The 25,270-nt window shown below is 60.0% G+C and carries 23 protein-coding genes; 11 read left to right on the top strand and 12 right to left on the bottom strand.

The genetic code is table 11. The features are described 5' to 3' along the window. Window positions 1-110: 110 nt before the first annotated feature. Together ACX3M4_RS14225 and ACX3M4_RS14230 are read right to left on the bottom strand one after the other, a co-directional pair. Complete coding sequence (locus ACX3M4_RS14225) at window positions 111-1,013, bottom strand: LysR family transcriptional regulator (protein WP_459359206.1); 903 nt, start codon at window positions 1,011-1,013, stop codon at window positions 111-113. A gap of 68 nt (window positions 1,014-1,081) precedes the next feature. After that, window positions 1,082-2,020 carry a LysR family transcriptional regulator gene (locus tag ACX3M4_RS14230; protein WP_459359207.1) on the bottom strand — a complete coding sequence of 313 codons (939 nt, stop codon included), beginning with the start codon at window positions 2,018-2,020 and terminating at the stop codon, window positions 1,082-1,084. Between the two features lie 221 nt (window positions 2,021-2,241). Between ACX3M4_RS14230 and ACX3M4_RS14235 the strand changes: the two genes are divergently transcribed. The 5 genes from ACX3M4_RS14235 to ACX3M4_RS14255 are packed head-to-tail and all read left to right on the top strand — an operon-like array spanning window position 2,242 to window position 8,668. Continuing rightward, on the top strand, window positions 2,242-3,198 hold the full coding sequence (locus ACX3M4_RS14235) for a Bug family tripartite tricarboxylate transporter substrate binding protein (protein ID WP_459359208.1): 957 nt from the start codon (window positions 2,242-2,244) through the stop codon (window positions 3,196-3,198). Window positions 3,199-3,210: 12 nt separating this feature from the next. Next, on the top strand, window positions 3,211-5,214 hold the full coding sequence (locus tag ACX3M4_RS14240) for a tripartite tricarboxylate transporter permease (protein WP_459359209.1): 2,004 nt from the start codon (window positions 3,211-3,213) through the stop codon (window positions 5,212-5,214). A 13-nt stretch (window positions 5,215-5,227) separates the two neighbouring features. After that, complete coding sequence (locus ACX3M4_RS14245; RefSeq protein WP_459359210.1) at window positions 5,228-6,310, top strand: tartrate dehydrogenase; 1,083 nt, start codon at window positions 5,228-5,230, stop codon at window positions 6,308-6,310. 8 nt (window positions 6,311-6,318) lie between these two features. Then, entirely contained in the window at window positions 6,319-7,389 is a 1,071-nt protein-coding gene (locus tag ACX3M4_RS14250; RefSeq protein WP_459359211.1) for a tartrate dehydrogenase, read from the top strand. Continuing rightward, window positions 7,376-8,668, top strand: coding sequence for a glycerate kinase type-2 family protein (locus ACX3M4_RS14255; protein WP_459359212.1), 1,293 nt, complete (start codon window positions 7,376-7,378; stop codon window positions 8,666-8,668). The genes ACX3M4_RS14250 and ACX3M4_RS14255 overlap by 14 nt, the downstream gene beginning before the upstream one ends. A 323-nt stretch (window positions 8,669-8,991) precedes the next feature. Here the strand turns inward: ACX3M4_RS14255 and ACX3M4_RS14260 are convergent, their stop codons facing one another. Genes ACX3M4_RS14260 through ACX3M4_RS14305 form a run of 10 tightly spaced genes read right to left on the bottom strand, consistent with a single transcriptional unit; the run spans window position 8,992 to window position 17,614 of the window. Continuing rightward, complete coding sequence (locus ACX3M4_RS14260) at window positions 8,992-9,927, bottom strand: beta-keto acid cleavage family enzyme (RefSeq protein WP_459359213.1); 936 nt, start codon at window positions 9,925-9,927, stop codon at window positions 8,992-8,994. Between the two features lie 15 nt (window positions 9,928-9,942). Continuing rightward, complete coding sequence (locus ACX3M4_RS14265) at window positions 9,943-10,965, bottom strand: branched-chain amino acid ABC transporter permease (protein WP_459359214.1); 1,023 nt, start codon at window positions 10,963-10,965, stop codon at window positions 9,943-9,945. Beyond that, window positions 10,965-11,828, bottom strand: coding sequence for a branched-chain amino acid ABC transporter permease (locus ACX3M4_RS14270; protein WP_459359215.1), 864 nt, complete (start codon window positions 11,826-11,828; stop codon window positions 10,965-10,967). Before ACX3M4_RS14270 ends, ACX3M4_RS14265 begins: the two co-directional genes overlap by 1 nt. 1 nt (window position 11,829) lies before the next feature. Further along, complete coding sequence (locus tag ACX3M4_RS14275; RefSeq protein WP_459359216.1) at window positions 11,830-12,540, bottom strand: ABC transporter ATP-binding protein; 711 nt, start codon at window positions 12,538-12,540, stop codon at window positions 11,830-11,832. Beyond that, a complete protein-coding gene (locus ACX3M4_RS14280; RefSeq protein ID WP_459359217.1) occupies window positions 12,527-13,255 on the bottom strand; it encodes an ABC transporter ATP-binding protein in 729 nt (242 codons plus the stop codon). The genes ACX3M4_RS14275 and ACX3M4_RS14280 overlap by 14 nt, the downstream gene beginning before the upstream one ends. A 57-nt stretch (window positions 13,256-13,312) precedes the next feature. Further along, on the bottom strand, window positions 13,313-14,599 hold the full coding sequence (locus tag ACX3M4_RS14285) for an ABC transporter substrate-binding protein (RefSeq protein WP_459359218.1): 1,287 nt from the start codon (window positions 14,597-14,599) through the stop codon (window positions 13,313-13,315). A gap of 37 nt (window positions 14,600-14,636) precedes the next feature. Further along, window positions 14,637-15,563, bottom strand: coding sequence for a 3-hydroxyacyl-CoA dehydrogenase family protein (locus ACX3M4_RS14290; RefSeq protein ID WP_459359219.1), 927 nt, complete (start codon window positions 15,561-15,563; stop codon window positions 14,637-14,639). 3 nt (window positions 15,564-15,566) lie between these two features. Further along, entirely contained in the window at window positions 15,567-16,367 is an 801-nt protein-coding gene (locus tag ACX3M4_RS14295) for an SDR family NAD(P)-dependent oxidoreductase (protein WP_459359220.1), read from the bottom strand. Next, complete coding sequence (locus ACX3M4_RS14300) at window positions 16,364-16,714, bottom strand: cupin domain-containing protein (RefSeq protein ID WP_459359221.1); 351 nt, start codon at window positions 16,712-16,714, stop codon at window positions 16,364-16,366. The genes ACX3M4_RS14295 and ACX3M4_RS14300 overlap by 4 nt, the downstream gene beginning before the upstream one ends. A 60-nt stretch (window positions 16,715-16,774) precedes the next feature. Continuing rightward, window positions 16,775-17,614, bottom strand: a complete 840-nt coding sequence (locus ACX3M4_RS14305; RefSeq protein ID WP_459359222.1) for a cyclase family protein — start codon at window positions 17,612-17,614, stop codon at window positions 16,775-16,777. A 160-nt stretch (window positions 17,615-17,774) separates the two neighbouring features. Here ACX3M4_RS14305 and ACX3M4_RS14310 point away from each other — a divergent pair, with 160 nt between their 5' ends. From ACX3M4_RS14310 to ACX3M4_RS14335, 6 genes are all read left to right on the top strand, one after another. Further along, window positions 17,775-18,545, top strand: coding sequence for an IclR family transcriptional regulator (locus ACX3M4_RS14310; RefSeq protein ID WP_459359223.1), 771 nt, complete (start codon window positions 17,775-17,777; stop codon window positions 18,543-18,545). A gap of 981 nt (window positions 18,546-19,526) precedes the next feature. Next, entirely contained in the window at window positions 19,527-20,528 is a 1,002-nt protein-coding gene (locus tag ACX3M4_RS14315; RefSeq protein ID WP_459359224.1) for a helix-turn-helix transcriptional regulator, read from the top strand. A 476-nt stretch (window positions 20,529-21,004) separates the two neighbouring features. Beyond that, a complete protein-coding gene (locus tag ACX3M4_RS14320; RefSeq protein WP_459359225.1) occupies window positions 21,005-21,739 on the top strand; it encodes a hypothetical protein in 735 nt (244 codons plus the stop codon). An 87-nt stretch (window positions 21,740-21,826) separates the two neighbouring features. Then, complete coding sequence (locus ACX3M4_RS14325) at window positions 21,827-22,360, top strand: hypothetical protein (protein ID WP_459359226.1); 534 nt, start codon at window positions 21,827-21,829, stop codon at window positions 22,358-22,360. Window positions 22,361-22,447: 87 nt separating this feature from the next. Further along, window positions 22,448-23,461, top strand: coding sequence for a DUF1214 domain-containing protein (locus ACX3M4_RS14330; RefSeq protein WP_459359227.1), 1,014 nt, complete (start codon window positions 22,448-22,450; stop codon window positions 23,459-23,461). A gap of 144 nt (window positions 23,462-23,605) precedes the next feature. Next, a complete protein-coding gene (locus tag ACX3M4_RS14335) occupies window positions 23,606-25,246 on the top strand; it encodes a DUF1254 domain-containing protein (protein WP_459359228.1) in 1,641 nt (546 codons plus the stop codon). The last annotated feature ends 24 nt before the right edge of the window (window positions 25,247-25,270 follow it).

A 25,270-nucleotide genomic window follows, 5' to 3' on the forward strand; every position in this document is an offset into this window, starting at 1 on the left:
GGCGTTTTCCTGTGTTGCTGCAAGCGTGGGCGTTGACGGGGAAACTAGACGAAGACAGCTTCAGCCGGCCAATGCCGTTTCCGGGTATAATTATGCATAAATGACATAAATCAGATGCCGTCGGCATTCACCGCCTTCTGCCAGAACGCTTCGCTGTGAGCAGACAGGCGCGAACGTGGCCGGTAGATAACGACTTCAACCTCGATGTCCCGGTCTTGCCCGCCCGACCGCACGAGACTGCCACGGGAGAGTTCCGGCTCTGCAAGCGAAAGCGGAAGGAAGGCGACGCCCTGACCTTCCTTTGCCATTTCAAGATTGGCGGAAGCGAGAACGGAACTCATGGCGACGCGAAAGGGTGGGCGCCCATGGACCGCCCAGTAGGATTCCAGGATGGTGTGCAGCCCTGAGGCCGCAGCGTAGGAAATGAACGGGATGTCCGGCAGTCCGGCTTCCAGGCTCCAGATTGGGTGCTCGCCGGAATCCGGCGCACAGAGCGGGACGAGACAGTCTCTTCCGATGGTATGGTAGGTGAATTGCCTCTCCGGCAAAACCGCAGGACCAACCGGTCCTCTGTGACAAATGAAGAAATTGACATCACCGCTTTCCATCAGCCGGATGCATTGTCGATGTGTGTCCGAAACCATGTTGAGCGTGCCGACTTCGCCGGGTCCCGCCACCTGCATCAGCCAGCGGGGTACGAATGTGTAAGACAAGGCATGAGTGGCAGCGAGATTGAGGAAGCGCTGCGCCTGCCCCGCAGCTTCCAGAGCTTCCAGACGGGCGTCGGAAAGCAGTCTGACGATTGCTTCCGCCCGGGACTGGAACGCCTTGCCTGCCGGCGTCAGAGCGACCTGCCGCGTGGTGCGAACGACAAGGGGGGTCTGGATGGCGCTCTCGAGTGCGCGGATGCGGCGGCTGAATGCGGGTTGGGTCAGGTTCCGTTTTTCGGCCGCGCGTGAAAAATTCATTTCGCGCGCCAGTTCGAGAAAGTCCTCAAGCAGCGCCAGGTCCATAGGCCGACCTTCCTTCCAATCCATGCGATTTCTGCATTAGTAGCAGGTTGTCGCATTCAACGCGATGCCTACCGCCCGCGATTGAGATGATGACCGGAGATCTGGAACGGTTCGGCTGCATTGGCCTTTTGCAACCGCTCGGCAAGCGCGTCGACGAAGAGGCGCACCTTTGCGGTCAGGTTGTGACGCTCCGGATAGATGGCCGAAATGTTCGCTGTCTGGAAATAGTCCGGCAGAACGACCCGTAGACGTCCTTCCCGAACGTGGCTCGCAATATCCCACTCGGACCGAAGCATGATGCCATGGCCTGCCAGCATCCATTCGCGCGCAATTTCGCCGTCGTTCGAACTCAGCCTGCCGTTCACGCGCGCCGAAGCGGCTTCTCCTCCCAGGTCGTCGAACCTCCAGATATCGTAGATGTCATGCTCCTGTCTGAGCACGATGCATTCGTGATCCTTCAGGTCCTTCAATACTTTCGGTTCCCCATGCGTTTCCAGGTAAGAGGTCGAGGCACACATGAAGCGCCGGTTCCTTTGCAGAAGACGCTGGATCAGGTTGCTTGTCGGCGGATTGCCGAACCGGATGTTCAGATCGAAGCCCTGCTCGATGATGTTCATCGGCGCATCGGTCACCACCAGCTGGACGTCGACGTCGGGATACCGGTCCGAGAATTCCGCAACGGTCGGCGCAATATAGGCCCGGCTGAAACCGAAGGTGGCGTTGATGCGCAGCAGACCACTGGGGCGCTCCCGTCCCACGCGGAGGCTGTTTTCCAGTTCCTCTATCTCGCCCAGCAAGCGAACCGCCTTGCGGAAATAAACCTCCCCCTCGCCTGTAAGGCTGACCCTGCGCGTCGTGCGGTTCATGAGGCGAACGCCCAGCCTCTCCTCGAGCCGGGCAAGCCTGCGGCTTACAGCCGATGCAGTCACCCCGATTTCCCGAGCCGTCTCAACGAAGCTTTCGTGCCTTGCGAGCAGCACGAAAAATCCCAGATCGCCCTCGTTCATTGATTACCTCTACGCAATAATGAAGTGCAAAATCTGAATTTAATTATTCCAACGCAGCAGTCTAGGCTCTTCTTGCCGGTCTGTGAGGAGTGACCGGACCCTGGGCGCAGCCGACCGTTGCTCCCGGGATGGAAGCAGATCGTGTCTGCAGGCCACGGCCAGTGCGGCGTGCTGCTTCAAATTCCGCCGTGCCGCGCGCGGCATTCCAAGAGGAGGAAACCATGAAGAAAACAGTCGCAACCATTCTTGTCGCGTTGCTGGGGGCGGCGGGCTCCGCTGTCGCCCAGTCGCCGGCGGATTTCCCGAACAAGCCGATGACCTACATTATCCCGTTCAATGCAGGCGGGGAATCCGACATCTCGGCCCGGTTCCAGCAGTCCGAATGGGAGAACGTGACCGGCCAGCAGGTCGTCATCCAGTATCAGCCCGGCGCGGGCGGTGCGCAGGCCTGGTCCCAGCTGAATTCTCTGCCCGGCGACGGCTACACCATCATGGGCATCAACATGCCGCATACCGTGCTTCAGCCGCTTGCCGGTTCGGTGGGATATGCAACCGAGGACCTGACGCCGGTGCACTATTTCCATTACACACCGGACGCCATCTTCGTGCGCGCGGAAAGCCAGTTCAACACGCTTGGCGAGCTGATCGAATACGCCAAGGCCAATCCGGGCCTCGTCACCTTTGCGGGGTCGGGCTCCAATTCGTCGAACAATCTCGCCGCGATCCGCTTCAACAGTCAGGCTGACGTGGTGACGACATATGTTCCTTTCTCAGGAACAGGCCCCTCCATCACCGCGGTTCTTGGCGGCTCGACGATGGCAGGTTTCAACTATGCGACTTCCGGTATCAGCCAGGGCGATGCGCTCAGGATGCTTGCGGTCGCGGCGGAAGAGCGCCTGCCCGCCTTCCCCGACGTGCCGACTTTCAAGGAACTTGGCTATGACATCGTCGGCGGAGCCTACCGCGGCGTTGCGGTTCCGGCGTCGACCCCAGAAGATCTGCGCCAGCGCATTTCCGACATCGTGTCACAGATCAATTCGCAGCCGGATTTCGTCAAGAAGATGGAAGACGGCGGCTTCGTTCTGACCGACATTGGCTATGACAAGATGGATGACTTCGTCGCCAAACGGGTCGAGGAATATACCGAGGGCGCGAAAGCGCTGGGTATCATTCAGTAACGGCATGCGAAGATGGACATTCTCGGCTACCTTCTGGACGCCCTGACGCCGTTCAACCTGATGCTCGCGCTTGTCGGCGTGGTCCTCGGAACGGTGATCGGCGCGCTGCCCGGACTCTCGGCGACCATGGCGGTGGCCGTGCTTGTCCCCTTCACATTCACGATGGATCCCGCCGCGGGCCTGATTGCCCTCGGTGCGATCTACACGGGCGCCATCTACGGCGGAGCCTTTGCCGCAATCCTTGTGAATACGCCCGGAACACCTTCGGCGATCGCGACGACGTTCGACGGCTTTCCCATGGCCAAGCGCGGCGATGGCGGGCTTGCAATTTCGCTGGCAACCATCGCGTCGGTTGCCGGCGGCATTATCGGAGCGCTTGCGCTCCTGATGCTGGCACCGCCACTCGCCAAGGTCGCGCTTGCCTTCGGGCCCACGGAATATTTCTGGCTGGCAGTCTTCGGACTGACCCTCATTGCGGCCCTGTCGGTCGGCAATACGATAAAGGGGCTGATCGGCGCCTGTATCGGCCTGTTCCTGTCGATGGTCGGCGTTGCCGTTGTCGGCGGAGACGTTCGCTACACCATGGGGATGCAGCGCTTCCTGTCGGGGATCGATCTGACCTCTGCCATCATCGGCCTTTATTGCGTGCCGGTGATCCTCGATCTCGTCGCGACCGCGGACCCGCACCTGAAACCCTCAGTCACCGGCGGCCTCAGGCTGATGGAAGGCACGCGCAGGGCGATCGCGAGCAAGGTAAATATCCTGCGCTCCTCCATCATCGGTACCGTCATCGGCATCCTGCCGGGCGCAGGCGGTTCGATTGCAGGTCTCGTATCCTATTCCGAGGCCCGCCGCTCCTCGCGCGAGCCTGAAAGCTTCGGCAAGGGCAACCCAGACGGTGTCATTGCGACGGAGGCTGCCAACAACGCGACCGTCGGAGGCGGCTTTATCCCGACACTGGTCCTCGGCATTCCTGGAACACCGCCGGATGCGATTATCCTGGGCGCTCTCCTGGTCCAGGGGATCAAGATAGGCCCGACACTGTTCACCACCGACGCACCCGTGGTCTACACCTTCATCTGGGGACTGCTGATCGCCACGGTGCTGATGCTGCCGATGGGACTTCTGATCGGACGCTACGCCTACAATTCCATCATCAAGTTGCCCAAGACCGTCCTTGCTCCGACCGTCGCTCTCCTGACGATCATCGGCTCCTTTGCGATCCATTCCAACGTGGAGGACTCGCAGCTCATGGTCGCGCTCGGGATTCTCGCCTGGATCCTGAACCGCTACGGCTTCCAGCCTTCGCCGATCGTGCTCGGCCTGGTACTCGGCTCGATCGCCGAACAGGGCTTCGTGCAGACCTGGCTCATCGGCAATGCATCCGGCCGCATTCCCGAAATGTTCTTCGGGCGGCCGATCAGCATCGGCATCATCTGCGTCGCGCTCCTGACACTCCTTTTCCCGATCTGGTCGGAATGGAAGGCAAAACGCCGTCGCCAGCTCAAGGCAGCCGGTACCGTGGTGGAGGACACCGGTGCGGGGATCGAGCCCGAAGGAAAGACCCGCAACCTGCCCTCAATGGTCATCGCCGCCCTCTTCATCGCGCTCGGCGTGTGGATCTACACCGTTGCTGGCAGCATGTCGCCCTTGGGCTCGGTGTTTCCGAAAACCATCTCCGTCGCCCTGATGGTCTTTTCCGCAATGCTGATCGTCCAGCACATCCGCCGTCCGGCAGCCCCGGCAAGTGCAAACCCGGCCTTTGACGGCGGCACCCGCCGCAGGACGGCACTCGGCGCAGTGATGATGGTGTGGGTCATTGCGATGCCCGGGATCGGCTTCCTGGCCACCAGCCTCGTTGCCTTCGGACTGATCATGGCGATCGCGGACTACGACCGTCCGGCGGTTCGTGTCTGGCTGATCTGGTCTGCCGCCGGCATCGCGATCTGTACGGGCTTCTGGTGGCTTATGGCGAACGTGCTGCTGTTGCGCATGCCCGCCGGACTGCTTTTCTGAACTGGAGTAAATCATGAGCAAGAGAACGCACAAGATCGCCGCCATCGGCGGCGACGGGATAGGCGTGGAAGTCGTCGATGCCTGCCTGGAGGTGCTGGAGGCGCTGGCCGGCCGGGAAGGCAGCTTCGAATTCGAGGTCGAGAACTTCGACTGGTCGACCGATCGCTACAAGCGCACGGGCGAATTCATGCCCAAGGACGGCGCCAATCTGTTGCGAGCCTTCGACGCGATCCTCTTCGGTGCGGTCGGCGCACCCGACGTGTCCGATCACCTGACCCTCTGGGGACTGCGCCTGTCGATCTGCCAGCCGCTCGACCAGTACGCAAATGTCCGCCCGACCCGTGTCCTGCCCGGCATCCGGTCGCCCCTGCGCCATGTGAACGGTGGAGAGCTCGACTGGGTCATCGTTCGCGAGAATTCGGAAGGCGAGTATGCGGGACAGGGTGGCCGGTCCCACCCGGGCCTGCCGCTGGAAGTCGCAACCGATGTCTCGATTTTCACCCGTGCCGGTATTGAGCGTATCATGCGCTTTGCCTTCCGGCTGGCGCAAAGCCGTCCCCGCAAGCTGCTGACCGTGGTGACGAAATCCAACGCGCAACGGCATGGCATGGTGCTCTGGGACGAGATCGCTGCCGAAATCGCACGACAATTTCCGGACGTAACCTGGGACAAGATGCTGGTGGACGCCATGACCGTACGCATGGTGATGAACCCGTCCTCGCTGGACACGATCGTCGCGACCAACCTGCACGCCGATATCCTTTCCGATCTTGCCGCCGCTCTTTCCGGCTCGATCGGGGTCGCGCCCACAGCGAATCTCAACCCCGAACGGGACACGCCATCGATGTTCGAGCCGATCCACGGCAGTGCCTTCGACATCACCGGCAAGGGCGTCGCCAACCCGGTGGCGACTTTCTGGACGGCCGCGATGATGCTGGAGCACCTCAACGAAAAACCGGCAGCCGAACGGCTGATGCGAGCAGTTGAAACCGTCACCGCCGATCCCTCGCTGCACACCCCCGATCTTGGCGGCAAGGCCACCACGCGCATGGTCACCGACGCAGTCATCGCTGCAATCCGCGGCCGCAACGACTAGGAAGCGCCATGAACAATCACTTGAAAATCGCAGTTATCCCTGGAGATGGCATCGGCAAGGAAGTCGTTCCGGAGGGGCTCCGCGTTCTCGAAGCCGCCGCCAAACGGCACGGCATCGGCATGGATTTCGACGAATTCGACTTCGCGTCCTGTGACTATTACGCGAAGCACGGGCAGATGATGCCCGACGACTGGAAATCCCGGATCGAAACCCACGACGCCTTGTTCTTCGGCGCGGTGGGGTGGCCCGACACCGTTCCGGACCACGTATCGCTCTGGGGATCGCTGATCCAGTTCCGCCGCCAGTTCGACCAGTATATCAGCCTGCGTCCCGCCCGCCTCATGCCCGGCGTGCCCTGCCCGTTGGCGGGGCGTGCACCCGGCGACATCGACATGTGGATCGTGCGCGAAAACACCGAAGGCGAATATTCCTCGATCGGGGGCAAGATGTTTGCCGATACCCCGCGCGAGGTGGTCCTGCAGGAGACCGTCATGAGCCGGATCGGTGTGGACCGGGTGCTGAAATACGCTTTTGAACTGGCCGCGAAGCGTCCGCGCAGGAGGCTGACCTCGGCCACCAAGTCAAACGGCATCTCGATCACCATGCCCTATTGGGACGAGCGGGTTGCGGAGATAGCCAAGGCCTTTCCAGATGTCGATGTCGACAAGTATCACATCGATATCCTGACGGCACATTTCGTGCTGAACCCCGACAGGTTCGACGTGGTGGTTGCCTCCAACCTGTTCGGCGACATCCTCTCCGATCTTGGCCCGGCATGCACCGGAACCATCGGCATCGCTCCGTCCGGGAACATCAATCCGGAGCGCACGTTTCCCTCGCTGTTCGAGCCTGTCCACGGCTCGGCTCCCGATATCGCGGGCAAGGGCATTGCAAATCCGATTGGGCAGATCTGGGCCGGCGCCATGATGCTGGACCACCTGGGCCACAGCGAAGCCGCGTCGGACATCGTTGCCGCAATCGAACGGGTCTTGGCCGAACAGGCGCTCAGAACCCGCGACCTGGGCGGGTCGGCGGACACGATAACCTGCGGCAAGGCGGTCGCCGATGCACTTTCCTGACAGGGGTCCGGCTGCACGTCCCGAAGGCGGCCGGCACGGCACCGTCCTGAAGGAGCTTTTCGATGTTGCTGTCGCGGCTGCGGACCCGTTGCGCGTCGTACCTTCAGCGTTGCCGCCGCGTCCGGAAGGACGCGTCGTCGTCGTTGGCGCCGGCAAGGCATCTGCCAGGATGGGCGAGGCCGTCGAGGCGGTCTGGGGGCCCTGTGAAGGCCTGATCCTGACCCGTGACGGATACGCCCGGCATCTTGAGGGAATAGAAGTCGTATGCGCCTCGCACCCGGTCCCGGATCGTCGCGGGCTAGCCGGAACGCGGCGTCTGCTTCAGCTTCTCGAAACTTGCGGAGAGGATGATTTGGTCCTAGCTCTGATTTCGGGCGGAGGCTCCGCCCTCCTCACCTCTCCGGCTGGCGATATTACCCTTGAAGAAGAGCAGGATCTGACCCGTTCGTTGCTCGCCTCGGGCGCTCCGATCTCGCAGATGAACACCCTGCGCAAGCACCTCTCCCGTGCCAAGGGAGGCAGCCTCGCCGCCGCGGCCTGGCCTGCGCGCATGCTGTCCCTGATCATCTCGGATGTTCCAGGAGACGATCCGGCAATGATCGCCTCCGGCCCGACGGTTGCCGATGAAACGTCCCCTGAAGACGCAAGGAAGATTGCCGCGTACTGGTCGATCGGGCTGACCGCGTCGATGCAGGCCGTTCTTGCCGGCCCGGCGGGTACGTGGCCTTCGGCTGCGCCCGAATTGTCGCGGGTGGAAAATGTCATGATCGCCGCACCGGCCATGTCGCTCGACGCGGCAAGGCAACATGCGGCCCGGCTGGGCATACGGGTCAGGGTGCTCGGTGATGCGATTGAAGGCGAGGCGCGCGACGTTGCGGCTGATCACGCCAGGACGGCACTCGAAGAACTCGCCGCCCTCGCTCCCGGCGAAATGTCCTTGCTGCTTTCGGGAGGTGAATGCACGGTCTCGAGGCGTGGCCGGGGAACCGGAGGACCGAATGCCGAATTCTGCCTCGCCCTCGCCTGCGCGCTGGACGGCGCCAAGGGCATCTCGGCCATCGCCTGTGACACCGACGGTGTCGACGGTGCAGCGGAGGTCGCCGGTGCCGTGATCGACGAAACGACACCTGCCCGTGCCCGGGCACTGGGGATTTCGATGCAGGCTGCACTCGACCAGAACGACAGCCATTCCTTCTTTGCCGCGCTTGGCGATCAGGTCATCTCCGGCCCGACCCTGACGAATGTCAACGATTTCCGGGCCATCCTTGTTTCGCGATGACCGAACGTCCCAATGTGTCACCTTTGCGGCCCGAACCGGTCATTCTCCTGATAATAGGGTGCTGCGATGCAGCCTGCCAACGCCGCCATTCGGTGCATTTGCGAAGAAGAGAGGCCGCCAGATGTCGGCTAAGCGGCCCCAATTCGGACTATCATCATTTTTCGGCTTACCCCTATGAGCAGCCTTTCATTCAAACTGAACAAATGATTGAAAAGAGTGGCAAGCAGAGGTGCTGCCAGGATCTCCAGAATGCCATAAAAGTGCGTCAAGTGACCTGACAGCATTTAGAACACTTTATAAAAGGGCAACTGATCGTCCCGGTCTTAAAACGACACCCGGTCGGCCCCCTTCAGATCAAGGATTTCCCTGGCTTCGTCGGGCGTTGCGACTTCGCTGCCGAGCTCTTCTACAATCCGGCGGACCTTGGCGACCTGCTGCGAATTTGACTCCGCCAGTTGTCCCCTGCTGATGAAGAGGCTGTCCTCAAGACCGACCCGGACATTGCCGCCCATCTGGCTGGCAGTTGTTGCCAGCGGGATCTGGGCATTGCCGGCTGCCAAGACCGACCAGCGGTAGGTGTCGCCGAAAAGCTTGTCGGCCGTCTTTTTCATGAAGACCAGATTGTCGATATCCGCCCCGACCCCGCCCAGGATGCCCATGACGAATTGGATAAAGACCGGTGCTTTGAACAGCCCGGCCTCCATGCAGAATTTCAGATTGTAGAGGTGGCCGACATCGTAGCATTCGTGCTCGAACTTGATGTCATGCGGCGCAAGGGTTTCGGCGGCTTCGCGAATATCCCTGAAGGTGTTGCGGAAAATGTTGCCGTCGGACTTGGCGACATAGTCCTTTTCCCAATCGAATTTCCAGCTGTCGTAGCGCTTGGCCAGCGGATGGAACGAGAAATTCATGCTGCCCATGTTCATGGAGCACATTTCGGCACTGAAGGTGGCAGCCGGCCGGATCCGATCCTGGATCGACAAGGTCAGCGAACCGCCGGTCGAGATATTGATGACCGCGTCACTTGCCTGTTTGATACGCGGCAGAAACGGGGCGAAATCGTTCGGATCGACCGAGGGAGCGCCGGTCTCGTTGTTGCGGGCATGCAGATGCAGGATCGAGGCGCCGGCCTCAGCTGCATCTATCGCCTGGCGGGCGATGTCTTCGTAGGTATAGGGCAGAGCATCCGACATTGTTGGCGTATGAATGGCCCCTGTGACCGCGCAGGTGATGATGGTCTTGTTGCGTGTGCGGGCCATGGCCGCCTCCCGATGTTAGAATTTCTTCTTCACGACCCGCCGTGCCAGCGGGAACAGCTCCAATCCGGTCCGTTCCTTGAGCGTTCCCCAGAGCCCCTTTGGCGCTTTCAGCATTACAGCGATCGCCACAACGCCGAGGATCAGCAAATAGGTCGTACCGAGATCCGAGAGTGTTTCACGCAGCAGGAAGAACACGATCACGCCGATGATCGGGCCTTCAAGGGTGCCGATGCCGCCGATCACGACAATGAAGATCACGAAGGCCGTCCAGTCGTTGACGCTGAAGGCGGCATCCGGCGAGATCCGGAGCTTCTGGAGGAAGATCAGGGCTCCAGTCATCGCCGTCAGGCCGGCGGTGAGGACGTAAACGACGAACTTGTTGCGCCAGAGGTCGATGCCGAAACTTTGCGATGCCAGCTCGCTGTCGCGGATCGCGGTCAGAGCCAGCCCGCTTCGGGATCGCAGCAACAGATAGATCACCGCAAGGACGATCACGGCCATGGTGAGCGCCAGCCAGTAGGTGGTTGCCTCGCGCAGGTCGCGGCTGGAGGCCATGTCCCGGACAATGGCGACGGGCAGGCTGGTTCCGGAGCCGCCTCCCAGCGCGGTAATCTGCGCAAAGGACAGCCGGAACACCTCGGCGATCACCCAGGTACCGATGGCAAAGTATGCTCCGCGCAGTCGGAAGATCAAAAGGGCGACCGGCACGGCGACGAGAGCACCAAGGAACCCGGCGAGCGGGATCGCGACCAAAGGAGAAAGACCGGCAAAGATCGCCAATGTGAACAGCATGTAGCCGCCGAAGCCGACAAAAGCCTGCTGGCCGACGGAGACGAGCCCGGCATAGCCGGCCAGGAGGTTCCAGAGGCAGGCGAGCGACAGGTAGAGGAACAGCTCGCTGAAAAGCCGCATGTCGGCCCGGCCCGCCCACCACGGTGCCGCGATCAGAAGGACCAGCACCAGCGTGCCCGCGACAGCCGCGATCCGGCTCGCCGTCGAGGAGCGGGAAATGGAATAGGTGTTCGGCAACGTCGTCATCAGTCGATCCTCGGAAAGAGGCCGCGCGGGCGGACGGCAAGGACGATGAGGAAGGCGATGTGACCGGCCAGCAGCTGCCAGCCCGGATTGATCTGGGCGCCGATATTCTGGCTGACCCCGAGGATGATGCCGCCGATCAGCGTGCCCCAGAGATTACCGAGACCGCCGATGATCACCGCCTCGAAGCCGAAGATCAGGCGGCCGGGGCCGATCGAGGGATCGAAGCTGGTACGGATGCCGAGAAAGACGCCTGCCAGGCCGACCACCGCCAGCGACAGGGCCATGGCGAGCCCGAAGATATGGGCCTTGTTGAGGCCCATGAGCTGGGCAATGTCCTGCTTGTCGGAGACCGCGCGGAAGGCGCGCCCAAGCGCGGAGCGGTAGAAGACCCATTGCAGGCCGGCGATCACGGCGACCGCCACAGCAAAAATCAACAGTGGCAGGAGGCCGATATTGAGGTCGCCGGGCAGGGCGAGGCTGGCGGTTTCCAGTGCGCCGGCGCTGATTTTTTGCGGGTCGGCGCTGTAGATCTCCAGAAGGCCGTTCTGGATGATGACGGAGAGGCCGAACGTGACCAGAAGCGGCGGCAGAATATCGTCGCCAAGGGTCTGGTTCAGGATGAGACGCTGCAGCCCATAGCCGATCCCGGCCATGACCGGAACGACGAGCGAAAGGGCAAGCAGTGGCGACAGGCCGAGTGTCGTCGTAATGGTCAGGCCGAGAAAGGCCGCGAGCACGATGAAGTCGCCATGGGCAATGTTCACCAACCGCATCACGCCGAAGATCAGCGACAGGCCGGCGGCGAAGAGTGCGTAGAGCCCGCCCAGAAGAATTCCCTGTAGGATTGCGTTGATCCAGTCCATCTTATACTCCGAAATAGGCGGCGCTGATGGCTTCGCGGCTCAGCTCGTCCGGCCGGCCCTGCAACGAGACCCGGCCTTCCTGAAGGCAGTAGACCCGGTTTGATACGCTCACCGCCTTGGCAATGTCCTGTTCCACGATGATCGCGCTCATGCCTTCGCCGATGATGGCGGGCAGCGCCTCATAGATGGACTTGATGATGATCGGCGCGAGCCCGAGGCTGATTTCGTCAAAAAGCAGAATGTCCGGATTGGACATCAGCGCGCGGCCGATGGCGACCATCTGCTGCTGGCCGCCGGAGAGCGCCGTGGCCGGCACATGACGGCGTTCTTTCAGGATCGGGAACAGGTCCTGGACGGTCTTCAGCGACCAGGGTCCCTTGCGGCCCATCTGACCGCCGATGATGAGATTTTCCTCCACCGACAGGGATTGGAACAGCTGCCGTCCCTCCGGCACCATCGCGATGCCGAGATGGGCCACCTGGTCGGCCCTGAGCGCGCCGACGGGCTCACCCTTCCAGATTACCATCTCCGGCTTTGTCCGGATCAGTCCCGTGATCGACCGCATCAAGGTGGTCTTGCCGGCCCCGTTGGCCCCGATGATCGCAACGACTTCCTCCGGCAGAACGTCGATTGAAATCCCGAAGAGGGCCTGGAAATCGCCGTAATGGGCTTCCAGCGCCTTTGTGGAGAGCAGGGCGTCAAGCATCGGCATCCACTCCCATGTAAATCTCTTGCACAGCCTGGCTGGCCATGGTCTCCTTCGGATCGCCATCGGCGATCTTGCGGCCGAAGTCGATGACGATCAGCCGGTCGACGACGGACAGGAGCGCATGAACGATATGCTCGATCCAGATGATCGAGAGGCCGGTCTTGCGGATGGTGTTGATGGTGGCCACAAGCTCGTGGCATTCCTTTTCGGTCAGACCGCCGGCGATCTCGTCCAGAAGCAGGATGTCGGGGCGTGCGCAGAGCGCACGCGCCAGTTCCAGGCGCTTGCGTCCGAGCAGGGTCAGTTTGCCTGCAGGCTCGTTGGCCTTGTCGATCAGCCCCGTGAGCTCCAGAATCTCAAGACAATGGGCGTTCGCCTCGGCGAGCGATCCGGCCGTGCCGTGGATCGCCGCCACCAGGGTGTTTTCAAAAACGCTCATACCGGCGAAGGGTTGCGGCACCTGAAACGACCGGGCGATACCGCTTCGACAGCGCCGCGCCGCCGACTGGCGGGTGATGTCCTCACCTTTAAGCAGGATCTGGCCGCTGTCGGCGCGGATTGTGCCGGTGATCAGGTTGAACATCGAGGTTTTTCCGGCCCCGTTCGGTCCAATCACGCCAAGCGCCTCGCCGTCACTCAGCCGGTAGCTCAGGCCATCGGCCACGGTGACCGCGCCATAGGCTTTGGAAACGCCCTTGAGTTCGAGAACAGCAGTCATGAAGACCTTCGTGTCTGTTGGCGGCGCACAGGTGAATGACCGTGCGCCGGACCCGGGTCAGGACAGGAGTTTCAACTCGCCGGTGGTGGCGATGAACGGCGCGCTGCGGTTTGCGGTGATCACCAGATCGAACCCGTTTGACCCTTTCTGCCACTGGCCGGCGACAAGGGGCGTCTTGGTCACGTTCCGCACCGGTCCGTTGCTCCAGTCCACCGGGCCGACCACCGTGGACAGTTTCGTGCCCTTGATGGCATCGAGGATCGCACCCGGATCGTCGAGATCGGCGCTGCGCCGGATCACGTCCGTCGTGACCTCGAACAGCGCGTGTTTGAAGCCGATCGGCTGGGTCCACGGCCGGCCGGAGGCGGCCATGTAGCCGTCCGCCAGTTCCTTCGCCGACACGCCGGTCAGCGACGACGAGAACGGGTGGTCGGGGGACCACCAGATCTCGGATGTCAGGCCGTCGCCGCGGTCGCCAAGAGACTCGATCACCGACGGGAACAAGAGTGCCTTGCCGATGGTGACAACTTTGGGCGCAAAACCCTGCTGGGCGCACTGGGCCCAGAAGGTCGCGAAATCCGGCGGGATCATGTTGCCCGTGATGATGTCGCAACCGGCTTCCTTGAAGGCTGAAATCTGGGACGAGAAATCATCCGTCAGCGGTTGATAGCGGCCCGGGTTCGTCAGTTGAAAGCCCTGCCCGGCAAGGGCTGGTGGGAAGCCGTGGATCTCGTCTCCCCAGGCGTTGCCGTCGGCGTCGTTCGGGAACAGGCCGCCAACCTTTTTCTGCACACCGCTTCTCTGCCAGAGATCCAGGAAGGCATTGATGACGTCCTCAAGACCCCAGAAGAAGTGGTAGGTGTAGTCGAAGCCGGTCTGCGGATCGCCGTTGCGGCCGAAGAAAAAGGGTTGCCAGGGGCAATCGGTGGTGATGCACGGAACTTCGTTGAGTTCCGCCTGGTCGGACACAGGGTTGGTGGTGTCCGGAGTGGACGCGGCAACGATGATGTCGACCTCGTCCCCGAGCAGCAGCTCGGAGGCAACTTCCGCGGCCCGGTTCGGATTCGACTGGCTGTCCTTCGAGATGATCTCGACCTGATAGGTCTTGCCGTTGTTTTCAATGCCGCCGGCAAGGGCTTGCCTGATGCCTTCCAGCACATAGTCATCCGCTTCGGCGAAGCCGGCAAGCGGTCCGGTGCGCGGGCTGACGTGGCCGATCTTGATGACCGGGTCGGCAGCATAGGCGCGCGTGCGGGTCAGGATTGCGGGCGCGGCCAATCCGGCCGATGCGCCGGCCAGGAACAGGCGGCGGGAAATACCGTTTGTCTTCCGAAATTGCGTCATCTTTTCTCCTCCCAGATGCGCTTGATACGGCGGCCTTCTAGTCCTTCAGGATCGTTTCGAGCCTCCGCAGATGAGCCGCGACGCGCTGGCGGACAGCATCCGCTTCCTCCGGCGTCCAGCTCATGAACCCTTCGCCTGTTTTCATTCCGAGCTTCCCTGCCTCCACAAGGCCGCGCAGATAGGGTGAAGGGGCTGGCCGGTTGTCCAGATCGGCCAGAACGTTTTCGTGAATATCAAGGGTGAGGTCCGTGCCGACCAGATCGGCATTGGCGAGCGGCCCCAGAACCGACAGGCGCCGGCCGAAACTGGCATTGACCACCTGGTCCACCGCTTCCGCGGTGCAGACACCGCTTTCGACGAGGTAGATAGCCTCGCGCCACATGGCGTGCTGCAGGCGGTTGCCGATGAAACCGGCAACGTCCTTTTCCACCCGCACCGGCGTTTTGCCGACGCTTTCCAACAACGCCACGGCCTTGTCGATGGCTGGTTTCAATGTCCATTCGGTGCGGATGACCTCCACCAGCGGGATCATGTGCGGCGGGTTCCACCAGTGGGTCCCGAGCGCCCGGGTCCTGTCCGCAAGATCCGACATGATGGTGGTGATCGGAATGACGGAGGTGTTGGACGCCAGGATCGCCGTTGCCGGCGCGTGCTGTTCGACTTCCTTGAACAGAGACCGCTTCAGCTCGGGTTTTTCGGGGGCCGCCTCAAAGACGATGTCCGTGCCGGCGACAGCCCGAGAAAGCTTAGGCTCCGTTGCAATCCGGGCCAACGTTTCCTCGATGGCGGGGCCGGTAACGCCCATGGCCTCAAGGCTGGAGCGTACCCGGTCCTGCAGGATCTCAAGCCCCGCCGGATAAGGGTCATACACGCGGACCTTATGTCCGGCCCGGGCAAAGGTCAGGGCAATGCCGTGTCCCATGAGGCCGGCGCCGAGAACGGCGATGATCTGTGTGTCCGCCATCGCCTAGCCCGCCGTGTAGCCGCCGTCGGCATAAAGAATATGCCCGGTGTAGAAATCCGACGCCCTGGAACTCAGGAACAGCAGCGGCCCGATCAGGTCCTCCGGTTCGCCGAGGCGTCCTTTAGGAACGCGGGCCAGGAAGCCGTCGCGGAAGCCGCGCGCCTTGTCGTCCTCTTCGAACATCCAGGCGGTCAGCGGCGAGCGGAACACGGTCGGGGCGATGGCATTGACCGTGATCCCGTCCTCACCGAGTTCGCAGCCAAGCGCCTTGGTGATGCCGTCGACCGCGGCCTTGGAGGCGCAATAGGCGGTGTAGCCGGCGGGATGTCCAAGCAGGCCGCGGGCGGAGGAGACCAGTACGATCTTTCCGCCGCTCGCCTGGGTCTTCATCTGTTTGGTCGCGGCCCGCGCCAGCAGCCACGACTGGGTGACATTGGCATCCATGACATTTTCGAAATCGCCTGGGGTCAGCGCGTCGATTTTGGCAACCTTGTTCATGCCCGATGCCACGACCAGGATGTCGAGAGCGCCGAACCGCTCCGCGGCAAGCGCGACCAACCGGTCGCAGGCGCCTTCGTCGTTCGGGCGGATGGCAAGGGCAGCTACGTCCGCGCCCAGCCCTTCGCACGCGTCCTGGACCTCAGCCAGGGCGTCGGCGTTGCCGGCCGCCAGTACCAGCTTGCAGCCCGCGCCCGCCAGCGCCCTGGCGGCCACGGCGCCGAACGCTCCGGAGGCCCCTGTGATCAAGGCGACTTTGCCGGCCACGTCGAACAGGCCAAGTGGGTTGCTCCAACTGTCGCTCATCGAACTGCCTCCGGCGGATAGGGAATGACGACCAGCAGGGTGCAGGTGTGGTTCGAGCGGTTCTCAATGGTTCTCACCTCGCCCGGCGCGATCGTGCAGCTGTCGTATTTCTTCAGGACGGTTTCCGTTCCGTCCGTCTCGACGGTCATTTCACCCTCAAGAACGACATAGACTTTTTCGAATGGGGTCGAATCCGGTCCGGCGCCGCCGCCGGGCAGAAACTGGCTGAGGCCGACCCACTGGTTCTCGGGGCCGCCAGGCTCAAATCCCTGGAGCCGCAAACCGACCACCGCCCGGTGGTTCGGTGCCTCATAGGGTTTGGCGTCCCTAAAACGTTTGACATGCATCGGCGTCCTCCCAGATTCCCGCATGCGGTGCCGGACGCCGAAACGTCCGGCACCGTCAGGTCAGAAACTCGCGCCGGCCTCGATCCGGTATTGCTGGCCCTTGTCGATCATCGCCACGAGGCGGATGATGCAGCCATCGCCGCGATCCCAGTTCCACGGGAAGAAGGCGAAGGTACAGCGCTTTCCCGTGACGGCGTCGAGATCACCGCCGGCATTCTCGATGCCGAGAATGCCGTTGCTGAACAGCTTCTGGTGCACCGGTTCCCATTCCGGGAAATCCTCTTCCCAGCCGCGACCACCGGACCATTCCCTGTATTCGGCTTCGAGATGGGGCAGGATCGGGCCGTTGCGCTGAGGACCGATGGCCGTTGCTAGCGGATGGTCGTTGGCCTGGGTGTCGTGCCCGACCACTTTGACGCCCTTTTCGACGATCCAGTCGGCGGCCGACGGGACCAGCCCCGGGCAATAGGCGAAATAGTCGCCGTCTTCATATTGCTTATGCCAGCCGGTGTTGATGATCAGTACATCGTTCTTGCGGATGGCATGGCCGCAGGCCTTTTCGAGATCGTCGCCGGTGATCTGCTCCCACTTCTTTTTCGGGATCGACACAACAAGGCCGGAGCCGAAAAAATGCGGCAGCGGCACCTCGTCGATGAACGGCGTGCCCTGCACCACATGCGCCGGTGCATCGATATGAGTCGTGACATGCATGGTGGTGGTGATGGTCTGCGACAGGACTCCAGACTTCGCCATGTAATGCTTCCGGTCAATCTGGACGTCCTGGAAATAGGGCCAGTTGGGACACTGGAAGCCGTAGCGGTGTGAGAGATTGTAGAACTCCACGCCCATGTCGTTGTCCAGGTTGCCCTGAAACTCGATCCCGCGAATCGTCACTGACATATGTGTTCCTCCCGAAGGTCAGTGATTGCTGTATTGCTTTACGGTACGATTGTATCATAATACGGTCAAGCAATTTCTCGACAGATAGTGTTTCTTTGCCTATATGCCCTGATCAACACCAAGCAGAATTGGACGCTACGACAGGGAAAGCGGGTGGGCGATGGCAGCGGACATCATGAATATCGAAAGAAAAACGCAATCAAATCAGGGCATCCAGGTCATTTCTCGGGCGGCCGAAATCCTGCGTATTCTCAAGATAGACAATTCCGGACTGAGCCTCGGACAAATTGCGGACCGCGTACATCTGCCCCGCTCTACGGTACAGCGGATCGTAAATGCACTGATCGCGGAGCGCCTCGTGATGGCCAGCGCTGCAGAAGGAGGACTGCGACTGGGCCCGGAAATCCAGTCCCTGGCCGCGGCCGGGAGGATCAACGTGGCTGAACTGGTTCGGCCGATACTGACGAAACTCTCCAAGGAGACAAAGGAGACGGTCGATCTGGCGGTCTTTCGCGAGGATCACATGGTTTTTGTCGACCAGGTCATCGGCTCGCATCGATTGCGCACTGTTTCCGCCGTGGGTGAAGTTTTCCCCATGACAGACACGGCCAACGGCAAGGCGGCGCTTGCCCTGATGGAGGACGATGTGCTGGTTGCGATCGCAGCGCCGGAGTTCAAATCCGAAAGCCAGAACCCAAAGCCGCTGTCGGAGTTCCTGAAGGAAATAGAAGATGTCCGGAAAACCGGAATTGGCTGGGATCTCGGCGAGCACACGGACGGCATATCCGCCGCCGGTTTTGCCTTCAAGGACCCGATGGGCTTGATCTATGCCGTTTCCATTCCCGTGCCATCTCACCGGTTTGACAAACTGAAAGACAAACTCGTGGAGCTGCTTCTGAACGCTCGGAAGTCAATCTTGCAGCTTATTTGATCAATGACTGGATTAGCTTCCGCTTGCGATCGACATCGACCCACAGTTTAGTGGAGGGGAACAGAAGAGTAGGGTCACATCTTACCTCTTGGAGTGACAAGTCATCTCAAAGAAAAGTGCTTTTGGATGACACGAGCACCTCTTGGGGGGCAAATTTGATGACACATAAGGAGTTTGCATTCGGACAATGAACACGTTTGGTTTGAGCTGGGAGCGCCGGCATTTCAGCGGTGGGTGAATGTCTGCATAACAGATTTGGTGCCCAGCAGCCGAAAGTCTCCTTCCGGCCCCATTTTGGCCATTGGTGATCACCGCAGCTAACGTCCACTTCCCGCCCTCAATAGACCTTCGCTCGCCCCGCGACGAACGGTAGGTTCAGGATCAGGCCGAAATCCTGCAAAGGTCCGCCTTGGAAACGCCAGGCAATCAATGTACCGCCAACGCGAACGGAACGCCCTTCCCCCACACGACGCCTCGCGCCACCGTTCCTCGCGGACGAACTCGATCAGCCACTCGGAGGGCATCGGGGCGGCGAAGGCGTAGTCCTGGAGGGCGTCGCAGCCGAGGTCGCGCAGGTTTCTGGCGTGTTCCATGGACTTCGACGCCCGGGACGGCCTTGATGCCGGGCGGCTGGCCGCTCTTGATAGTCACCCGTTAGAACAGCGCCGGGAAGGCACAGGCGGGTTCAGGCTGGTGGAACCGCAAACGCTGTCAATCGACAGATAACCTATCCCTCGCGAGTGCGCCTTTTGATGGTGCACATTTTTGAACCTTCATCCCTTGGTTCGCTGAATATGCGGGCCCCGAACGCCAACACAGTTGTTGTCCAAATCCCGATTAGTCGTTTGATACGATTTTGAATGGGGTGTCGGGGTGTGTTCTTCTCTCCTCAGTCAACCGGATCAATTCAAGATTGTATCGTCTTGTGTCTGATGTAAACGCTCCGTAATCTATTGGGTGCCGTCTTGTGTGAGGTGCAGAATGACCCCGGTGCCGTTGGTGCGTGGCAGTGCCTATTTACCGTTCGTCGAGTTTCTGGATGCTGCGGGTGTCGCAGTGGATCAGGGTATGGAAAACGAGCTGGTACCTGCCGTCGTCCGCCGGGACGGTGAGGCGTTCGTTCCGATGCATTTGGCGCACCGATATCTTGCACGCGGGGCGGAAAGACTTGGTCGGGACGACTTCGGGGTCCTGGTCGGAAAGAAGCTCGGGGTCGAGAGTCTGGGGGCTTTTGGCCGAAGCCTGCGCCGCTCGCTTTCTTTGCATGACGCCTTGGGCAAGTTCTACTCGACGTTTTCTCTCTACAGTTCAGCAGAACGGCTCTGGTGGAGGCGTGACGGTGAAAATCTTGCCTTTTTCCTGCATGCCTATTTGCAGGAAACCGAGGCCGGCAGCCGCTACGCCCGCGACTGTGCACTGCTTTTGATGCGAGATTTGATCAGGCTCGCTGCCGGGTCCGACTGGCAACCAGAAATTCTTTTGCTGAACGATCTCGAGAAAAGTGCTGCCCTGCGCCAGGAGTTTGGCGAGCCGGAAATTCGCAGATCGAAATTTAGCGGGATTTCTTTTTCCGCTGAGCTCCTTTCTGCACCGCTGCGCCAATGGAACCGTGCTGGCTTGACCGCACCCGAGTGTCAAGAACTCGGAGAGACGACACCGAGTACCGAGTTCCTGGGCTCTCTACGGCAAGTGATTGCGACTTTTCTGCCCGAAGGGCAATGCAGTCTCGTGCAGGTCGCATCTGCGCTGGGTATGAACCAACGCACCTTGCAAAGGAAACTGGCGGCCATCGGACAGGATTATTCCGAATTGCTCTCCCAGGTTCGCTTTGAGAAAACCCTGCACCTGTTCGGGAATTCCGAGCTGAAAATTCACGACATCGCTCTGGAACTCGGGTTCCAGGACGCATCCAATTTCTCGCGTTCCTTCCGGCAATGGACCGGTATGACGCCATCGCAGTTTCGAAATCAACGCAGGAATTAACTTCGCCAACAGGCTGTCAAAAATACTGGGTTCGTGTCGCGAAATGACGATACGTAAGGGCGAAGCCGGTGTAGCTTGCAGGCAGGTTTGGACATCGCTGATGGCTTCGCAAGGGGGCAGGCAATCGCCTTGAAAACGTCGACACTTTTGCAGTCCTGGCCTGTCCCGTCCCTGAAGTAGCAGTTGTTCTGGAGCAGGTGCATTAAACGCGGCTTTCTCGCCGAAAAGCGGAAACAAATAAGTATGACTTTTATCAGCTTTTCTATTGATGTAGAGGTGACGCTGGGTAATAGTCGCTACGGTAGAAATGCGTTTGTCAGAACAACCTAACAAGGCTGGCGCTGGACCAATCATTTCAATCGATTTAAATCAAATTGTAGGGAGCGCAGCTAATGCGAAAAAATCGAACAAGAGCTGCTCTTTTCACAATCATTGTCTACTGCAGTTCGCTTGAGGCGCATGCCGCGGATGTCGCGGTGCCAATTGTATCAACGCAATCATCTGAGGTCGCGTCGGGCGACAAATGGGAAGTCCAAACAACGCTTTATCTCTGGGCGACTGCACTTGAAGGATCGCTAGGCACAGGCAATCTGCCCAAGGCCGATTTCGATGTCTCCTTTTCCGATATTCTGGAAAACCTCGATGGTGCGGTCATGGGCGACATTCTGGTCCGCAAGGGCGACTGGATGTTCCTGGGAGATATCGTCTGGGCGACGCTATCCGATAAAGTTACGTTGAATGTCGCCAATTCTCCGACGCTGAAATACGATCAGCAACTCCTGATCCTCTCTGCCATCGGTGGATACGAACTTCCCCTGAATATCAACGCACTTGATCTCAGCGTCACGGCGGGTGTGCGTTACCAGCAGCTGTCTTCAGAGACGACTTTGCAATCCGGAACCTTTCCGGTGAGCGTCAACCGCGACCGGACGGAAGACTGGATAGATCCGGTGTTTGGATTGGCGCTTCAATACGAGATCAACGACCACTGGCAGATCAACGGACTGACCGATATCGGCGGCTTCGGTGTCGGGTCCCAACTCACTGCACAGGGCTTTCTTGCCGCCAGCCATAATTGGAATGACAGGGTTTCCACCGCACTTGGCTACAGGGCCATTTACACCAACTACGAGTCCGGCTCCGGATCAAACACCTTCGACTACGAAGGGACACTCCACGGTCCCTTCATGAGCCTCGGCATCCATTTTTGATCGTCCAGATTTCGAGCGGTTGACAGCGTCGGGATTGAAAAGCGGCGCACGTTTGATCCTCTGGCATGACGTGAGGAGGAATGAAACTTGGGTATTGGGAAGCTGAACAGGCGTGAAGCCATTCTGGCAACAGGATTTGTTGCCGCAAGTTCGACGATGGCCCCAGCTATCGCCGCCGACGAAGAAGCTGAACTGCTTTTTGTGCAAAGTAGTAGCGGAGCCAAATTGTCCGGCGGCAAGCTGACCCTTACGGGCACAAGTGCGAATACCTTGTACTTTACCGACCGGCCGGAACGCATCGTTGGCCGTGTGACGACGAAGGAGTTCGTAGATCACTGGGCAACCGGTGACGACAGCTTCAAGCAGGACCCGCCCAATGCGGTGTTGACCGCTGACAATGGCGGAGAGGCGGTCGAGGTAACACTGGTGCTCAAGAACCCAACGCTGGAAGGCAGCGACCTCGTTTACGAGGTGGAAATTCTTGATGGACCGTCAGAGGTCTCCGGCTCATGGGCATCGCTCTTCATTGACCTGATTGGCGCGCCCCTCACTCCCTTGTCTTATGCGGGAGTTGCACGCCGAACCGGGCGCAGAACTGCAAGACGGGTCATGTGGCGGTAGTGCCTGACCGGGCTGGCGACACGAACATTGGTCAGATTTTTCCGGACAACAAACATTTGAATGAAGCTCTAATAAGAGGGCATTTTCATGAGTTCAATTCTTAGAGTGGCCGTAGTGGGTGCATTCACGGTGTGTGGCGCCCAGGCACATGCAGAAGGCATTCACGTCGATGCGCTGAACTTCATCGAAGTCGAAACCGCAATGCAATTCGGGGTTTATCAGAAAAACGCTGGCGGCGTGAACAAGGTGCTCAATATCCGTGAGCCGACGCCCATCGACAAGCAGACGACCATCCGGATGAACCGCGACACGCTCTACAGTTTCATCGTCGTGGATATCAGTGAAGGAGCAACGCTCACACTGCCCGACGCGGCGTCTCGCTACAGATCGGTAATGGTCGTCAACCAGGCCAATTATATCAACGCAGTCTATCTCGATTCTGGAGTTCACGAGCTGACGAAACAGGAATTCGGTTCAGACCATGTCTGGATCGTCATGCGAACGCTTGTCGACTCGAACTCGGAAGAAGACATCAAAAAAGTCCATGATTTGCAGGACGGGATCAAGATCGAAGCCAAGTCGAGCAAGCCTTTCGTCGTGCCCGACTACGACATGGCCAGCTACAAGGCAACGCTTGAAGGCCTGCTTGCCCTCGGCAAGGGCGTCCCGAATTCGCACGGCTGGTTCGGGTCCAAGGAAGATACCAATCCAATCGGCCATCTCATCGGCACAGCTGTCGGTTTCGGCGGGCTGCCCGAGAAACACGCCTTTTACCTCAACATCAACCCGGACCTGCCCGTCGGTGAATATACGCTGACTGCAAAAGACGTCCCTGTTCGCGCCTTCTGGTCGGTCAGCCTCTACAACAAGGAAGGCTATTTCCAGAAAAACCCCGAGGACGCCTACAATTTCAACAGCGTAAACGCAAAGAAGAACGACGATGGCTCCATCACCATCAATTTCGGCGGATGCGAGGATGGGCGGGTCAATTGCCTGCCGGTCATGGAAGGCTGGAATTACGGCGTCCGGATGTATGAGCCGGAAGAATCGGTTCTGGATGGTAAATATCAATTCCCGAAAATCGAAGCTGTAGTGAAGTAGACCATGACAGATGAAGAGGTGGCAAAACCAATTCACAATATAATCAGGATAAAATTCTTTCTGAAATATCTTGATTAAATTTGAAAAGAGGAAAACTGCCAAACATCTTCAATAAACAATATTGACTTTCGAATGGAGAGTAGAATGAGTTCCAGTTATCACTATAGTATGATCGGTGTCGCAGCGGCGCTGATGACCTCAGCCTCAGTATGTTTTTCCGGCACAGCACAGGCGGATGTTTCCGCTGAAGTCGTCAAATCCCTCTCGGCGCCGGACTCCGTCGAAACCCGCATCGGCACGCTGGAATTCAACAAGGGTGTGCCGACCGACAAGACGGCCGAGACGGTCTTCGACACCATCGATTTCACCCGTGCCCTCAACGCCTACAACAACAGTTTCCGCGGCGCCTCAGCGCTCGCCATCAAGAAGGGGCTGGAAAGCGCCGGCCTGGGGAGCGGTGACGTCATCATCTTCTCCGACCTGATGGATTCCGCGTCGCTGTTCCTGACGGCGAATGCCGACACGGTCTATTACCTGGCCTATATCGATCTGTCCGACGGTCCGGTGGTGATCGACCAGCCGACCGATGGTCTCGGCGCCATCAACGACATGTGGTTCCAGTGGGTTACCGATGTGGGCAAGCCTGGACCGGATCGTGGCCTCGGCGGAAAGTATCTGGTCGTCGGCCCGGACTATGACGGCCCTCTGCCTCAAGGCGGCTATTTCGTCTCCCACTCCAGGACCAACACCGTTCTTTATGCAATGCGGGCCTTTATCTCGAATGGCGACGATCCGAAGCCTGCGGTCGACAACATCAAACAGAACCTGAAGATGTACCCCTATGTGCCCGGCAGTTACGGCACGCCGATTGCCGAAGCGCTCGAAGGCAAGGTGCGGCTGGCCGGCGAGCCGAAAATTCCGGAGATGAAGTTCGTCGAGGGCAGCGGACTTTCGTTCAACACCATTCCGCCGAGCGACGCAGGCTTCTTCGACATGCTCAACGAGAATGTCCAGAACGAGCCTGCGACGAGCTATGATGTCGAGCTTGCCGGGCAGCTTGCCGCCATCGGCATCGTGCATGGCAAGGAATTTGCTCCGGACGAGCGGATGAAGAAGATCCTTGCGGATGCAGCCCAGGCGGGCCAGGCATTCGGACGGGCGCTGCAGTGGCAATTTGCCATGAAGCACCCAGAATGGGCCTATTACAAGGAATCGAACTGGGGCAACATGTTGTTCGAAGGCGGAGCCTTCTTTGAGACGCCGCCGCCGCTTTTTGAAGACGGCGTGTTCAAGCCCTTCCCGCCGACGGGGGCCCGCACGCTCGACAGCCGGACGGCCTTCTACTACGCTTATACGCTCGACAGCCCCGGCATGATCATGCGCATTCCTGAAGTCGGCTCTCAGTATCTGATGAGTTTCGCCGATGCCGGAGGCAACCCATTCGATGGGTCCAAGACCTACAAGGTGACGTTGCCGAAAGGCATTCCGGCCGCCGCCTTCTGGTCCTTCACGCTCTACGACAACCAGACCCGGTCGATGCTGCAGACGCCGCAGAAATATCCGCGGGCCGGCAGCCAGTCCTATCCGAGCCCGGCAGCGGTCGCGGCCGAGGACGGCAGCACGGTGGTCTATTTCGGTCCCGAACAGCCGGAGGGTGTTGAGCGCGGTAACTGGGTCCAGACCGACCCGGACAAGGGCTGGTTCACCATCCTGCGCTTCTACAGCCCGCTTCCTGGCTTCTTCGACAAGTCCTGGCAACCGAGCGAAATAGAACTCGTTCAGTAAGGATTGATCATCGTGAGGGCGAGT

This window comes from Roseibium sp. M-1 (assembly GCF_054515675.1).